The sequence below is a fragment of the Kitasatospora sp. NPDC049285 genome (genome assembly GCF_040678815.1).
Taxonomy (GTDB): domain Bacteria; phylum Actinomycetota; class Actinomycetes; order Streptomycetales; family Streptomycetaceae; genus Kitasatospora.
On sequence record NZ_JBFAQR010000014.1, the window covers coordinates 37,147 to 50,328 of the forward strand.

The 13,182-nt window shown below is 74.3% G+C and carries 14 protein-coding genes; 9 read left to right on the forward strand and 5 right to left on the reverse strand.

Features of this window, described 5'->3' with window-relative positions:
- Positions 1 to 108 precede the first annotated feature (108 nt).
- Entirely contained in the window at positions 109 to 1,467 is a 1,359-nt protein-coding gene (locus tag AB0K51_RS12240) for an NAD(P)/FAD-dependent oxidoreductase (protein WP_363453413.1), read from the reverse strand.
- Positions 1,468 to 1,574: 107 nt separating this feature from the next.
- Here AB0K51_RS12240 and AB0K51_RS12245 point away from each other — a divergent pair, with 107 nt between their 5' ends.
- From AB0K51_RS12245 to purB, 5 genes are all read left to right on the forward strand, one after another.
- A complete protein-coding gene (locus tag AB0K51_RS12245) occupies positions 1,575 to 2,330 on the forward strand; it encodes a HipA family kinase (protein ID WP_363453415.1) in 756 nt (251 codons plus the stop codon).
- Positions 2,330 to 2,716 (forward strand): DUF3037 domain-containing protein, encoded by a 387-nt coding sequence (locus AB0K51_RS12250; protein WP_363453417.1) that lies wholly within the window; start codon positions 2,330 to 2,332, stop codon positions 2,714 to 2,716. The genes AB0K51_RS12245 and AB0K51_RS12250 overlap by 1 nt, the downstream gene beginning before the upstream one ends.
- Positions 2,717 to 2,810: 94 nt before the next feature.
- A complete protein-coding gene (locus AB0K51_RS12255) occupies positions 2,811 to 3,248 on the forward strand; it encodes a MarR family transcriptional regulator (RefSeq protein WP_363453419.1) in 438 nt (145 codons plus the stop codon).
- A gap of 31 nt (positions 3,249 to 3,279) precedes the next feature.
- The gene (locus tag AB0K51_RS12260; RefSeq protein ID WP_363453421.1) at positions 3,280 to 4,185 is read left to right on the forward strand and encodes a DUF2797 domain-containing protein; all 906 of its coding nucleotides are present in this window, start codon (positions 3,280 to 3,282) and stop codon (positions 4,183 to 4,185) included.
- 152 nt (positions 4,186 to 4,337) lie between these two features.
- On the forward strand, positions 4,338 to 5,777 hold the full coding sequence (purB, locus tag AB0K51_RS12265; protein ID WP_363453423.1) for an adenylosuccinate lyase: 1,440 nt from the start codon (positions 4,338 to 4,340) through the stop codon (positions 5,775 to 5,777).
- A 69-nt stretch (positions 5,778 to 5,846) separates the two neighbouring features.
- On the opposite strand, the gene AB0K51_RS12270 is transcribed toward purB, so the two are convergent.
- A complete protein-coding gene (locus tag AB0K51_RS12270) occupies positions 5,847 to 7,358 on the reverse strand; it encodes an MFS transporter (RefSeq protein WP_363453425.1) in 1,512 nt (503 codons plus the stop codon).
- Between the two features lie 101 nt (positions 7,359 to 7,459).
- Positions 7,460 to 8,374 carry a diiron oxygenase gene (locus AB0K51_RS12275; protein ID WP_363453427.1) on the reverse strand — a complete coding sequence of 305 codons (915 nt, stop codon included), beginning with the start codon at positions 8,372 to 8,374 and terminating at the stop codon, positions 7,460 to 7,462.
- Positions 8,375 to 8,528: 154 nt separating this feature from the next.
- Here AB0K51_RS12275 and AB0K51_RS12280 point away from each other — a divergent pair, with 154 nt between their 5' ends.
- Positions 8,529 to 9,533 (forward strand): PHP domain-containing protein, encoded by a 1,005-nt coding sequence (locus tag AB0K51_RS12280; protein WP_363453603.1) that lies wholly within the window; start codon positions 8,529 to 8,531, stop codon positions 9,531 to 9,533.
- A 29-nt stretch (positions 9,534 to 9,562) separates the two neighbouring features.
- The gene (locus AB0K51_RS12285) at positions 9,563 to 10,288 is read left to right on the forward strand and encodes a VOC family protein (RefSeq protein ID WP_363453429.1); all 726 of its coding nucleotides are present in this window, start codon (positions 9,563 to 9,565) and stop codon (positions 10,286 to 10,288) included.
- 22 nt (positions 10,289 to 10,310) lie between these two features.
- On the opposite strand, the gene AB0K51_RS12290 is transcribed toward AB0K51_RS12285, so the two are convergent.
- Positions 10,311 to 11,108 (reverse strand): tyrosine-protein phosphatase, encoded by a 798-nt coding sequence (locus tag AB0K51_RS12290; protein ID WP_363453431.1) that lies wholly within the window; start codon positions 11,106 to 11,108, stop codon positions 10,311 to 10,313.
- 240 nt (positions 11,109 to 11,348) lie between these two features.
- Between AB0K51_RS12290 and AB0K51_RS12295 the strand changes: the two genes are divergently transcribed.
- Together AB0K51_RS12295 and AB0K51_RS12300 are read left to right on the forward strand one after the other, a co-directional pair.
- Positions 11,349 to 11,915 carry a DJ-1/PfpI family protein gene (locus tag AB0K51_RS12295; protein WP_363453433.1) on the forward strand — a complete coding sequence of 189 codons (567 nt, stop codon included), beginning with the start codon at positions 11,349 to 11,351 and terminating at the stop codon, positions 11,913 to 11,915.
- Between the two features lie 65 nt (positions 11,916 to 11,980).
- Positions 11,981 to 12,586: a TIGR03086 family metal-binding protein gene (locus AB0K51_RS12300; RefSeq protein ID WP_363453435.1), complete on the forward strand. Its 606-nt coding sequence runs from the start codon at positions 11,981 to 11,983 to the stop codon at positions 12,584 to 12,586.
- Between the two features lie 7 nt (positions 12,587 to 12,593).
- Here AB0K51_RS12300 and AB0K51_RS12305 read toward each other — a convergent pair whose 3' ends face one another.
- Complete coding sequence (locus AB0K51_RS12305) at positions 12,594 to 12,983, reverse strand: SCO5389 family protein (protein WP_363453437.1); 390 nt, start codon at positions 12,981 to 12,983, stop codon at positions 12,594 to 12,596.
- Between the last annotated feature and the right edge of the window lie 199 nt (positions 12,984 to 13,182).

Here is a 13,182-nt window from a genome sequence, read left to right on the forward strand (position 1 = left end):
GGGGCCTTTGCCTGAACCGTTGCCCTCTCGGCCTGCCGGACCCTGCCCGGCGCAGCGCATGCGGAAGCCCCCGGCCGGGTGGGCTGGGGGCTTCGGTGGGGGCGGGTGTCAGCCCTTGGCGAGGAGGGCTTGGGCGTGTTCGCGGACCTGGTCGCGGGTGAGGTAGGCGTCGGTGTACTCGAAGTCGCGGAGGCGGGCGGGCTGGCGGGCCAGGAAGCCGGTGCGGACGAAGTCGTCGCCGGCGGTGGCGTTGAGCAGCCAGTTGGCCGCCGTGCGGTACTTCGCGGCGTTGGTCCGCATCGCCATCACGTGGTAGCCGCGAGCCACCAACTGGGCCGGTACACCGTGCAGTTCGATGCCGAGCGGCTTGGAGACCGCGTCCTTGCCTCCGAGGTCGACGACCAGGCCGAGGTCCTTGTGGTAGTACGGCTGGAGCGGCTGGTTGCGCAGTGCGGCGACCAGGTTGTCGGCGACCTTGCGACCCTGCCGGGCGGAGTGCTGGGCGGTGGGCGGGCAGACCGCGCCGTCGCCCTTGGCGAGGTCGGGGACGGCGGCGGCGTCACCGAGCGCGAAGACGGACTCGAACTGCGGCACCCGCATCTCCGCGGTGACGGCGAGCCGCCCGCGCACGGTCTCCGCGTCCAGGGTGCCGACCAGCGGGGAGGCGGTCACGCCGGCGGTCCAGATCAGGGTGCGGCAGGGCAGGCTGCGGCCGTCGGTGAACTTGACGGTCTCCGCGCCGACCTCGGCGACCGACACCCCGAGCGACACGTCGACGCCGCGGCCACGGAGGATCTCCAGCGCGGTCTGGCCGAGCTTGTCGCCGAGTTCGGGCATCAGCTTCGGCGCGATGTCGATCAGGTGCCACTTGATCAGCTGCGGGTCCAGCCGCGGGTAGCGGCGCGAGGCGGCGGTGGTCAGCCGCTGCAGGCAGGCCGCGGTCTCGGTGCCCGCGTAGCCGCCGCCGACCACCACGAACTGCAGCCGGGAGGCGCGCTCGCGCTCGTCCATCGAGGCGGAGGCCAGGTCGAGTTGGGCGATCACGTGGTCGCGGATGTAGGTCGCCTCGGCGAGGGTCTTCATGCCGCGCGCGTAGTCCGGCAGGCCGGGGATGTCGAAGGTGCGGGTGATGCTGCCCGGTGCCAGCACCAGGTAGTCGTACTTCTCCGCGACCACCTCGTCGGTGATCTTGCGGACCACCGCCACCTTCGACCGCGGATCGATGCCGATCGCCCCGCCCGGCACGATGTGCGTGCGGCGCAGGGTGCGGCGCAGCGAGATCGCCACCGACTGCGGGGTCAGCACGCCGGCCGCGACGTGCGGCAGCAGCGGCAGGTACAGCTGGTAACTGAACGGCGTGACCAGGGAGATCTCCGCCTCGGAGGGTGCGAGCTTGCGCTCCAGTCGGCGCGCGCACTCGAGTCCGGCGAAGCCGCCGCCGACGATCAGGATCCGAGGTCGTTCCATCTTCATCCCCTACTGTTTGCAGGTCCGTGAGTAGCAAGGACGACTGCTCGCCACACTCGCACGGGGTAACGGCGGGTGCATCTCCAAGCGACCGATAGGCTGTCCGGATGCTCTCCGAGGTGACGGCCGTCCGCTATGCGACGCCGCTGCGCGAAGGCGGATCGATGCCGGGCCTGATCGAGGCCGAGGACCGCCGCCTGTACGTACTGAAGTGGGTCGGCGCCGCCCAGGGCCGCAAGGCGCTGGTGGCCGAGGTGCTGGCGGGGGAGCTCGGCCGCGGGCTGGGCCTGCCGGTGCCCGAGCTGGTGGTGGTCGACCTGGACCCGGTGCTGGCGCGCAGCGAGCCCGAGGTGCAGATCCAGGACCAGATGCGGGCCAGCGGCGGTGCCAACCTCGGCATGGCGTACGTCTCCGGGGCGCTGAACTTCGATCCGCTCTGCTTCGAGGTGGACCCGCTCTTCGCCGCGCGGGTGCTCTGGTTCGACGCGCTGGTCGGCAACGTCGACCGGTCCTGGCGCAACCCCAACCTGCTGGTCGCGGCCGGCGGGCTGCGGCTGATCGACCACGGCGCCAGCCTGATCTTCCACCACCACTGGGCCGGCGCGGAGAGCTGGCGGCGCCGGCCCTACGACGCCTCCGACCACGCGCTGCGGCACGCCGCGGTGCACCTCGCGGAGGTCGACGCGGAGCTCGCCGACCTGGCCGCGGCCGCGCTGCCCGCGGCGGTGGCGGCGATCCCCGAGGTGTGGCTGGCCGAGGAGCCCGGCTTCGCCGGGCCCGACGAGGTGCGCGCGGCGTACACCGCGCAGCTGACCGCCCGGCTGGCCGGGCCGCGCGACTGGCTTCCGGAGGTGGCGGGTTGATGGACGGGTCGTGGCGGGACTACGAGTACGCGCTGATCCGGGCGGTGCCCAGGGTGGAGCGCGGGGAGTTCGTCAACGTCGGGGTGCTGCTGTACTGCCGGCACGCCGGGTTCCTCGGCGCCCGCACGCACCTCGACCAGGGGCGGCTGCTGGCGCTCGACGCGGTGGCGGACGTCTCCGGGGTGCGGCGGGCGCTGCGCGGCATCGAGGCGGTGTGCCGGGGCGGCGAGGCGGCCGGGCCGGCGGCGGGCGACAGTGCGGGGCAGCGGTTCCGCTGGCTGACCGCGCCGCGCAGCGCGGTGGTCCAGCCGAGCCCGGTGCACACCGGGCTGACGGCCGACCCGGAGGCCGAGCTGCACCACCTGTTCGACCGGCTGGTGCTCTGAGCGGCCCGCCTGCGCACCGTGCGCACCGGATCCGCGCAACTACTTGCCGGACTCAATACTGGAGGCCCTGAAACGATCGGCGTACCCTGACGCCATGGGCACCACAGGCACCAGCTCCGCACCCTCCACCGCCGAGCTCATGGAGGCGGTCGCGGCCGTCGGCGCGGCCTACTTCCACGACTTCGCCGCCGCCGCGGCCCGGCACGGGCTGAACTCCTCCCAGGCCAAGGCGCTGAAGGCGGTTCAGGAGCCCGTCCCGATGCGGGCGCTGGCCGGCCGGCTCGGCTGCGACGCCTCCAACGTCACAGGCATCGTCGACCGCCTGGAGACCCTCGGCCTCGCCCACCGGGAAGCCGCCGCCGCCGACCGCCGGGTCAAGATCGTCACCATCACCGAGCAGGGCCGCACCGTGCTCGCCCGCATCCGCGACGACATGACCCGCGCCCGCCAGGCCTTCGAGAGCCTCGACGAGGAGCAGCGCACCACCCTCGCCCGGCTCTGCGCCCAGGTCCTGCCGCTGCTCAGCCCCTGACCCTGTCGGCGGCGTGGTCTACGCTCGCCGGATGCACCAGGGGAGTGGATGGACCGCCACCGGACTGCGCTGGCACGACGGCCGGCCGGAGCTGACCGCCACCGACGGCCGGCGCACCCACGCCCGACCGGTCACCGACGGACTGCCCGTCGCCTGGCGGATCACCGGCCCGCGCCGCTGCGCCGGCATCCGCACCGCCCGCGGCCACCGGTCCTGCCCGTACCGCGAGAGCATCGACCCCGAGGGCGCCGCCACCCAGTGCCCGGCCTGTCAGGGCGCCGACCGGGGGCTCCAGTTGGCCCGCGACCAGATCCTCGACGACGGCCGCGACTACCGGCTCTACCTCGCCTGGTTCGGCCCCGGACTGCGCAAGGTCGGCCTCACCGCCGCCGAACGCGGCACCGGCCGCCTGCTCGAACAGGCCGCACTCACCTGGACGTTCCTCGCCGAAGGCCGGCTGCCCGCCGTCCGGCGCGCCGAACTCACCGTCGCCCAGGCCGGACTGGCCCGCGAACGGATCCCCGCCGCCGCCAAGTACCCCGCCTGGTGGGACCTCCCGCCCGCCGACCGCCGCCACCGCGAACTCGCCGAGCTGCGCACCGCCGCGCTCGCCCTGCTGGCCGGCCACGACCTGCGCCTGCTGCCCGACCACGCCGTCACCGACCAGGTCGAGCTGTACGGTCTGGACGCCGGCGCACCCGAGGAGTACCGGCAGGTCAAGGCGCTCGCCGACGGCGCCCGGCTGGCCGGCCGGCTGCGCCGACCGATCGGCGGGCACCTCTTCCTCGACCCGCCGCACGGCGCCCCGCTGCTGCTCGACACCCGCCTGCTCAGCGGCTGGACCCTGCACGGCGACACCGCCGCCGACTGCACCGGCCTCGCCCTGCTGCCCCGGTCCCGCCCGGCCCCGCCCGCCGAGCAGGACGCGCTGTTCTGAGCCCCGGGTTTCCGAGCCCCGGCCGACCGCTCAGCCCTGGTGCCCCTGGCGGGACCCCAGCCCGCCCCCGCACCCGGAACCACCGGGTTTTCGCCGCGCCGGACCGGCAGCACCGGACGCGCTGCGTTCGCGTCTGACCTCGACTGTTAGGCTTGCCAAGCGTGAGCGCGAAGCCCAAGATCCCCAATGTCCTGGCCTCCCGGTACGCCTCGGCGACCCTGGCCCAGCTGTGGTCCCCCGAGCACAAGGTGGTCCTCGAGCGCCAGCTGTGGCTGGCCGTCCTCAAGGCGCAGCAGGACCTCGGCATCGAGGTGCCGCCGACCGCCGTCGCCGACTACGAGCGGGTGATCGACCAGGTCGACCTGGCGTCCATCGCCGCCCGCGAGAAGGTCACCCGGCACGACGTGAAGGCCCGGATCGAGGAGTTCAGCGAGCTCGCCGGGCACGAGCAGATCCACAAGGGCATGACCTCGCGCGACCTCACCGAGAACGTCGAGCAGCTGCAGATCCTGCAGTCGCTGGAGCTGGTCCGGGACCGCACCGTCGCCGTGCTGGTCCGCCTCGGCCGGCTCGCCGCGCAGTACGGCGAGCTGGTGATGGCCGGCCGTTCGCACAACGTCGCCGCCCAGGCCACCACCCTCGGCAAGCGGTTCGCCACCGCCGCGGACGAGGTGCTGGTCGCCTACACGCGGCTCGAGGAACTGATCGCCCGCTACCCGTTGCGCGGCATCAAGGGCCCGGTCGGCACCGCCCAGGACATGCTCGACCTGCTCGGCGGCGACGCCGACAAGCTCGCCGACCTGGAGCAGCGGGTCGCCGCGCACCTCGGCTTCGAGAACGTCTTCACCTCGGTCGGCCAGGTCTACCCGCGCTCGCTCGACTACGACGTGGTCTCCACCCTGGTCCAGCTCGCCGCCGGCCCGTCCAGCCTGGCCAAGACCATCCGCCTGATGGCCGGCATCGAGCTGGTCACCGAGGGCTTCAAGGCCGGCCAGGTCGGCTCCTCGGCGATGCCGCACAAGATGAACACCCGCTCCTGCGAGCGCGTCAACGGCCTCGCGGTGATCCTGCGCGGCTACGCCTCGATGACCGCCGAACTCGCCGGCGACCAGTGGAACGAGGGCGACGTCTCCTGCTCCGTGGTGCGCCGCGTCGCGCTGCCGGACGCGTTCTTCGCCTTCGACGGCCTGCTGGAGACCTTCCTCACCGTGCTCGACGAGTTCGGCGCCTTCCCCGCCGTGATCGAGGCCGAGCTCGACCGCTACCTGCCGTTCCTGGCCACCACCAAGGTCCTGATGGCCGCGGTGCGGGCCGGCGTCGGCCGGGAGACCGCGCACGAGGTCATCAAGGAGCACGCGGTGGCCTCCGCGCTCGCCATGCGCGAGGGCGCCCGCGAGAACGCGCTGCTGGACCGCCTCGCCGCCGACGACCGCATCCCGCTGGACCGCCCCGCCCTCGACGCCCTGCTCGCCGACCGCCTCTCCTTCACCGGAGCCGCCGCCGCCCAGGTCGCCGAGATCGTCCGCCGCGTCGAAGCCGTCGCCGCCACCCACCCCGAGGCCGCCAAGTACGCCCCGGGTGACATCCTCTGACCCACCGTCAGCCCTGCTCGGCCCCGGAAGGCACCCCGCCTCCCGGGGCCGAGTGCCGTCTCCGGGCCGTCAGGTCGGGGAGCCCGCGCGGCCCGGGGCGCTGTCGTCGGGGTGAATGGGGGGAGTGGTGGGGGCGCAGTACCAGTCGCAGTCGGGTTCGGCGACGGGGTGGGCGGGCTTGAGGGCGTCGGAGCGGATGAGGGTGAACGCGAGGAGGGCGCCGGCGGTCAGGAGGCCGGCGCAGATCAGCATGGCGGTGTGGAAGGCGGTGTTGACCTCGGCCGGGATCCGGTAGGCGTCGCCGCTCAGGCCCGCCAGCGGGGGGATCGCGGCGACCGCGAACAGGCCGGCCGCGCGGGCGGCGGCGTTGTTGACGCCGGACGCGATGCCCGCCCGGCTGACGTCCACCGCGGCCAGCACGGTCGCGGTCAGCGGGGCGACCAGCAGGGTCATGCCGGCGCCCTGCACGGTCACCGCGGGCAGCACGTCCGTCCAGTAGTCGGCGTCCGGGCCGATCCGGAGCATCAGCAGGACGCCCGCCGCGACCAGCAGGGGCCCCACGGTGAGCGGCAGCCGCGGCCCGACCGCGCGGCCGAACTGGCCCGCGCGCCCCGAGAACAGCAGCATCAGCACGGTGATCGGCACCAGCGCCAGACCCGAGATCAGCGGGGTGAAGCCCGAGACGATCTGCAGCTGCACCGTGAGCAGCAGGAAGACCCCGCTGAACGCGCCGTACACGCAGAGCGTGACCAGGTTGACGGAGGTGAACAGCCGCGAGTGGAACAGGCTCAGCGGCAGCATCGGGTTGGGCGAGCGGTGCTCGACGACCACGAAGGCGACGGACAGGGCCACGCCCGCGACGCCGGCGACGATCGCGCCCGGGGTGAGGCCCGAGCCGGCCTCGGTCAGCGCGTAGGTGAGCCCGGCCAGGGCGAGCGCCGCCAGCACCGCGCCCAGGACGTCGAAGCGGCCGTGCGCGACCGGGTCTCGGCTCTCCGGGACGTGACGGGTCGTCACCGCCACCACCGCGGCCGCGACCGGCAGGTTCAGCAGGAAGATCCAGCGCCAGCCCGGCCCGTCCACCAGCCACCCGCCGAGGAACGGGCCGATGGCCGCCGCGACGCCGCCGAGGCCGGACCACGCGCCCACCGCGCCCGCGCGGTCGTCCTCGTGGAACACCGCCTGCAGCATCGCCAGCGAACCCGGCGTCAGCAGCGCCCCGCCGATGCCCTGCAGGGCCCGCGCGAGGATCAGCACTCCCACGGTGGGCGCGGCCGCGCAGATCGCCGACGCGACGGCGAACCAGCACACGCCGATCAGGAAGACGCGGCGCCGGCCGTAGCGGTCGCCGAGAGATCCTCCGAGCAGGATCAGGGCGGCGAGCGTCAGCATGTAGGCGTTCACCGTCCACTGCAGCGCGGCGAGGCTGGCGCCAAGGTCCTCGCCGATCCGCGGCAGCGCGACGTTCACCACCGTCCCGTCCAGCATCGCCATGCCGGACCCCAGCGCCGTCGCCGCCACCACCCAGCGCCCACGCGCCGTCCCCAACCGGATCCCGCCGGCCTCACCCGCGTTGCTCACACCCTGATCCTCCGCCATCACGAGGAGATGGGCCACCAACGGCACGCGGACGCCCTGCGGGCGGGCAGAAGACGGGCGGATGCCCTGCGGGGGCGGGGGTGTCAGGGGAGGAGGGAGGCGCGGCGCCAGGGGTGGGTGGTGGTGGGGGTGAGGATGCCGAGGTCGGTGAAGAAGTCGAGGGCTTTGCGGGCCCAGTCGATGCGGGCCTGTTGCCAGTGGGGGTTGGTCGCGGCGGCGCGGCGCGCCTCCGTGGGGTCGAGGCCGGCGAGGGCGTAGACGCGGGGGTGGATGAGTTCGGCGACAGACTGGCGGGCGAGGTCGGCGAGGGCCCGGCGGAAGAGGGCGCGGCGGGCGGGGGTCATCCGCGACCAGCGGCGTTCGAGTTCGGGCTTGGCGTAGCCGATGTGGCGGGCCTCCTCGACGACGTGGATGCGGGCGACGGCGCGGGCCAGCGGCTGCAGGCTCTCGTCGCGGATCATCTCCCGCTGCATCGCGTCGGTGAACTCCTCGACGAAGATCGCCCCGGCGAAGGTCATGGTGGTGTCGTTGAGGAACATGTGCAGCCGGCCGAGCCGGTCGGCGCGCCGGGTGGGGCGGGCGGACGGGTACCCGGTGGCGGTGATGTAGCGGGCGAACATCGTGGAGTGCCGGCACTCGTCGGCGACCTCGGTGAGCGCGTACTGGGCGTGCCGGGTGGTGAGGTCGCCGGCGTAGACGTGCCGGACCAGGCCCTGCATCAGGAGCAGTTCGAACCAGATGCCGGCCGCCGTGGTGGAGGCGAACTGATGGACGCTCAGCTGCGCCCGCTGCCGGGTGTCGAGGCGCTCCCACAGGGGGGTGCCGTAGAGGGAGACCCGGTGTTCGGGGAGGGCGAAGTGCTCGGGGTCGAGCGGGGCGTCCCAGTCGATCTCGGTGAGCGGGTCGTACGAGTGCCTGGCGGAGGCCCGCAGCAGGCGGGCGGCGTTGAGCTCGCGATCGGCGTTGCGCTGCTGGGCGAGGGTGGGGGCGTCGGGCATCGGCGGGCTCCGGGAGGGTGGGGGCGGCGGGGGCTCCAGGAGGAGTAAACCAATGAGACAGAGTGTCAACAAGGGGTTCGGCGGCTTGCGCCCCCGCGCACCGGATCTGCGCGCCTACGTGCGCACCGAGCCCGGGCCCGCGCAGACTGGCCGCATGGACCCGGTCACCGCCCTGGAACGGATCGCCTTCCTGCTGGAGCGTGAACTCGCCTCCCCGTACCGGGTGAAGGCGTTCCGCACCGCTGCCACCGCCGCCGCCCGGCTACCGGCCGGGCCGGTCGAACTCGCCGAGGCCGAACGCCTGCCCGGCGTCGGGCCGGTCACCGCCCGGGTGATCGTCGACGCGGCCGCCGGTCGCACCCCCGAGTACCTGCTGGAGGCCGAGGCCCGCGCCGCCCAGGGACCCGCCCCGTCCACCGCCGCGCTGCGCCTGCGCGAGAAGGTGCAGGGCGACTGCCACCTGCACTCGGACTGGTCCGACGGCACCGTCCCGATCGAGCAGATGGCCCGCACCGCCCGCGACCTCGGCCACCACTGGGCGGTGCTCACCGACCACTCGCCGCGGCTGACCGTCGCCAACGGCCTCAGCCCGCAGCGGCTGCGCGAACAGCTCGACCTGATCGAGGACCTCAACCGGGAGCTCGCGCCGTTCCGGCTGCTCACCGGGATCGAGTGCGACATCCTCGACGACGGTTCGCTCGACCAGGAGGACGAGCTGCTCGCCCGCCTCGACGTGGTGGTCGCCTCGGTGCACTCCAAGCTCAAGATGGACGCCGCCGCGATGACCCGCCGGATGCTCGCCGCCGTCCGCAACCCGCTGGTCGACGTGCTGGGCCACTGCACCGGCCGACGGCTCGGCGACAAGCCCAGGCCGCAGTCCGCGTTCGACGCCGAGGCGGTGTTCACCGCCTGCCGGGAGCACGACACCGCCGTGGAGATCAACTGCCGCCCCGACCGGCAGGACCCGCCGGACGACCTGCTCGCCCAGGCCGTCGACCTCGGCTGCCTGTTCACCATCGACACCGACGCCCACGCCCCCGGACAGCTCGACTGGCAGATCGCCGGCTGCGAACGCGCCGCCGCCCTCGGCCTGGACGCCGAACGCATCCTCACCTGCTGGTCCGCCGAGCACCTGCTGGCCTGGGCCGGCGCCCGCTGACCGTCGGCCCCGGCCGCTACCCTGCCGGGATGACGGAGACGACAGAGAAGACAGAGACGCCGGAGATGACGACCGCTCAGCAGCGGATCCGGCCCATGACGTTCCACGCGGCCGAGGGCACCGGGGACTGGCGGGTGCTCGGCGAGGGCGCCTGCGCCTACTTCCGCACCACGAGCTTCGCGGACGGCGTCCGGCTGGTCACCGCGATCGGCGAGGCGGTGGCCGCGGTCGGCGAGACGGCGACGCCCGGAGTAGGCGCGCCGGACGTGGACCTGCGGCCCGAGGGCGTCACCGTCCGGCTGATCGAGACCGCCGGGTTCTACGGCCTCACCGAGCAGCACGTCGACACCGCCCGGCGGATCTCCGCCGCCGCCCGGGCGCTCGGCGCGGTCGCCGAACCCTGGGCGGTGCAGACCGTGCAGGTGACCGTCGACGCGCTGGAACGGCCCGCGGTGGTGGCGTTCTGGCGGGCCCTGCTCGGCTACCGCGACCGGGCCGGCAGCGACGAGGACCTGCTCGACCCCGCGCGGCGCGGCGCCCCGTTCTACTTCCAGCAGATGGACGAGCCGCGCCCGCAGCGCAACCGGGTGCACGTCGACGTGTGGGTGCCGCACGACCAGGCCGAGGCCCGGATCGCCGCCGCCGTGGCCGCGGGCGGACGCCTGGTCACCGACGAGCACGCGCCCAACCACTGGGTGCTGGCCGACCCCGAGGGCAACGAGGCCTGCGTCGGCGCGGCGGGCGCCGCGGGGTGAGCAGGCGCCGGGTGACGGCCCGTCAGGCCGCCACCAGCCGCCCGCGCAGGCTGTCCAGCGTCTCGTCCTTGAGGCCGAGGCCAGCGCGGGCGTAGCTCTCCGGGTCGCCCCAGTGGTCGGCCAGCGTGTCCAGGGCGGCGGCCAGGTACTCGGCGCGGACCGAGAAGACCGCGTCCGCGATCTCCGGGTCGCCGCCCGCCGCGGTGAAACGTTCCACCAGCGGCGCGAAACGGGCGCGCACCGCCGGGTCCACCGACAGGTACTCGGTGCGCACCGTCGCCTCGTCCGCGCCGAGCAGCAGCAGGACGAGGGTGGCGCCCCAGCCGGTGCGGTCCTTGCCCGCGGTGCAGTGGAACAGCACCGGGCCGCCGCCCTGGTGCGCGAGCGCGGTGATCAGCTGCTTGTAGGCCTGCCGGGCGGAGGCGCTGGTCACGAACGCCCGGTAGTCCTCGCGCAGCGCCCGGGCCGCCTTCCCGCCGCCGAGCGCCCGGTTGGCCGCCGCCGGGTCGGCCAGCGCCGCCGCCAGCGCGGCGGTGGTGCCGCTGCCCGCCTGGTCCGCCAGCACGTCCGCGACCAGCAGGTGCGCGCCGGCCGGCACCCGGTCGGGGAAGGCCGCGCGCTCCGCGTCGGTGCGCAGGTCGATCACGGTGCGCACCCCCAACGCGCTGAACATCGGATCGCCGACCGGGTCCAGCTGGTCCAACTGGCCCGAGCGCAGCGCCAGTCCGGGCCGCACCCGGGCGCCGCCGGGCAGTCCGATCCCGCCGAGGTCACGGAGGTTGGCGACGGTGGCGGAGTCCACGATGTGCGAGTGCTGCATGACGACCTCCCGGCTGGCGGACCTTGCCAGCACGCTAGGCGTGGCCCGGGCGGGTCGCCCCCGGAGTACCGCCGCCCGGGCGGGCCGCTGCGGCGACCGGGGGAGCGCGCACCCGGCCGCCCCGCGCGCCCGGTGCGACACGGCGCGCGCCCCGTTGCCTGACGGTCCGTCACCGGGCAGGGTGGCTTGGGTCCGGCCCGGCCGGGGCCGCGACGCGCGACGAAGGGACGGAATCCCCGCATGGCAGCGAAGATCCTGATCATCACCGGCGACGCGGCCGAGTCACTGGAGGTGTTCTACCCGTACCAGCGGCTGCTGGAGGAGGGCTACCAGGTCGACATCGCCGCGCCGACCCGAAAGACGCTGCAGTTCGTGGTCCACGACTTCGTCCCCGGCTACGACACCTACACCGAGAAGCCCGGCTACACCTGGCCCGCCGACCTGGCCTTCGCCGACGTCGACCCGGCCGACTACGTCGCGCTGGTGCTGCCCGGCGGCCGCGCCCCCGAGTACCTGCGCAACGACCCCGAGGTGCAGCGGATCGTCGCCCACTTCTTCGCCGAGGACAAGCCGCTCGCGCAGATCTGCCACGGCCCGCTGATCCCGCTGCGCACCGGCGTGCTGGCCGGGCGCCGCACCGCCGCCTACCCGGCCCTGGAGCCGGACGTGGCGGCCGGCGGCGCCAACTTCGTCGACGGCGACGCCGTGGTCGACGGCACCGTGGTCTCCGCCCGGGCCTGGCCGGACCACCCGACGTGGATGCGCGCCTTCGTCGAGCTGCTGCGCGACAAGGCCCCCGTCGACTGACTTCCGCCGCCCCGTACGGGGTGTCGGCTTGCCCGTCCGGCTCCGGGCGGGCAAGCGTGGGACCCATGGCAGCTCACCTCGACGACGACGCCCTGCTCTCCCTCTACGCCCAGGCGCTGGACCGCTTCGGCGCACTGGTCCGCGCCGTGCCGGCCGACGGCTGGCAGGGGGCCACCCCGTGCACCGACTGGACGGTGCGCGAGCTGGTCAACCACCTGACCGCCGAACAGCTGTGGGTGCCTCCCATGCTGTCCGGCGCCACGGTCGCCGAACTCGGCGACCGGTTCGACGGCGACGTGCTGGGCGACGACCCGGTGGCCGCCTGGACCGCCGCCGCCGACGCGGCCCGCACCGCCTTCGAGGAGCCCGGCGCGCTCGCCCGCACCGTGCACCTCTCCTACGGCGACCGCCGGGCCGCCGGCTACGCCCGTGAGATGGTCGTCGACGCCGTCCTGCACGGCTGGGACCTCGCGCAGGGCATCGGCGCCGACGCCCGGATGGACCCCGCGGCCGCCGACTTCGCGCTCGCCGAGGTCACCCCGCACGCCGGCGCGCTGGCGGCCTCCGGGCTGTTCGCCGACCCCGTCCCGGTGCCCGCGGACGCGGACGCCCAGACCCGCCTGCTCGGCCTGGTCGGCCGCGACCCCGCGCACCCGATGGGCGCCGCCTGACGCCGGGTCAGCAGTCCCGCAGCTCCGGGGACTGGTTCAGCAGCTGGGCCCGCGGCGAGGTGAACTCGCGGTAGGCGTCGCCGTGTTCGGCGTGCGGGTGGAAGGCCGCCAGGCGGTGGCAGTTCTGGAACGCGAGCTTCACCGAGAAGTGCCGCTCCAGCGCGCCGCGGATCGAGTCACTGGCCAGGGCACGCAGCAGCTGGGCCCGCTCGGCCTCGCTCGGGGCGATCGTGTTGTCGGCGAACTCGGCGCTGGAGGTGGCCAGTTCGGCGCTCAGGTCGTTGACCAGGCGGTAGGCGTAGGGGAGCGAGGTGCGGACGGTGGCGAGGAAGTCGGCGTCGGAGACCTCGTCGCGCTCGGCCAGGGCCAGCAGGGCGGGGGAGACGTCCAGGGACACGGGAGCCTGCTCTCTGGTTGGTAGTGGAATTCGTTTTCAATAAGAGATCCTGGCCTCCGGCCTGACGCAGTGTCAATTCGGCTCGCTCGTTCGGGGCGACACCGTGCGGCGCCTGGGTAGCGGCGGGTCGGGCGCGTTCCTAGAGTGGGGTGTGCGGACCCGCCGGTGCGGGTCCGCGGGCGCAGACGACCTTCGAGGA

Bases quoted from the DNA above. Each gene is read 5' to 3' on its own strand.
- AB0K51_RS12240 (WP_363453413.1), bottom strand. From the start codon at position 1,467: ATGGAACGACCTCGGATCCTGATCGTCGGCGGCGGCTTCGCCGGACTC.
- AB0K51_RS12245 (WP_363453415.1), top strand. From the start codon at position 1,575: ATGCTCTCCGAGGTGACGGCCGTCCGCTATGCGACGCCGCTGCGCGAA.
- AB0K51_RS12250 (WP_363453417.1), top strand. From the start codon at position 2,330: ATGGACGGGTCGTGGCGGGACTACGAGTACGCGCTGATCCGGGCGGTG.
- AB0K51_RS12255 (WP_363453419.1), top strand. From the start codon at position 2,811: ATGGGCACCACAGGCACCAGCTCCGCACCCTCCACCGCCGAGCTCATG.
- AB0K51_RS12260 (WP_363453421.1), top strand. From the start codon at position 3,280: ATGCACCAGGGGAGTGGATGGACCGCCACCGGACTGCGCTGGCACGAC.
- AB0K51_RS12275 (WP_363453427.1), bottom strand. From the start codon at position 8,374: ATGCCCGACGCCCCCACCCTCGCCCAGCAGCGCAACGCCGATCGCGAG.
- AB0K51_RS12280 (WP_363453603.1), top strand. From the start codon at position 8,529: ATGGACCCGGTCACCGCCCTGGAACGGATCGCCTTCCTGCTGGAGCGT.
- AB0K51_RS12285 (WP_363453429.1), top strand. From the start codon at position 9,563: ATGACGGAGACGACAGAGAAGACAGAGACGCCGGAGATGACGACCGCT.
- AB0K51_RS12290 (WP_363453431.1), bottom strand. From the start codon at position 11,108: ATGCAGCACTCGCACATCGTGGACTCCGCCACCGTCGCCAACCTCCGT.
- AB0K51_RS12295 (WP_363453433.1), top strand. From the start codon at position 11,349: ATGGCAGCGAAGATCCTGATCATCACCGGCGACGCGGCCGAGTCACTG.
- AB0K51_RS12300 (WP_363453435.1), top strand. From the start codon at position 11,981: ATGGCAGCTCACCTCGACGACGACGCCCTGCTCTCCCTCTACGCCCAG.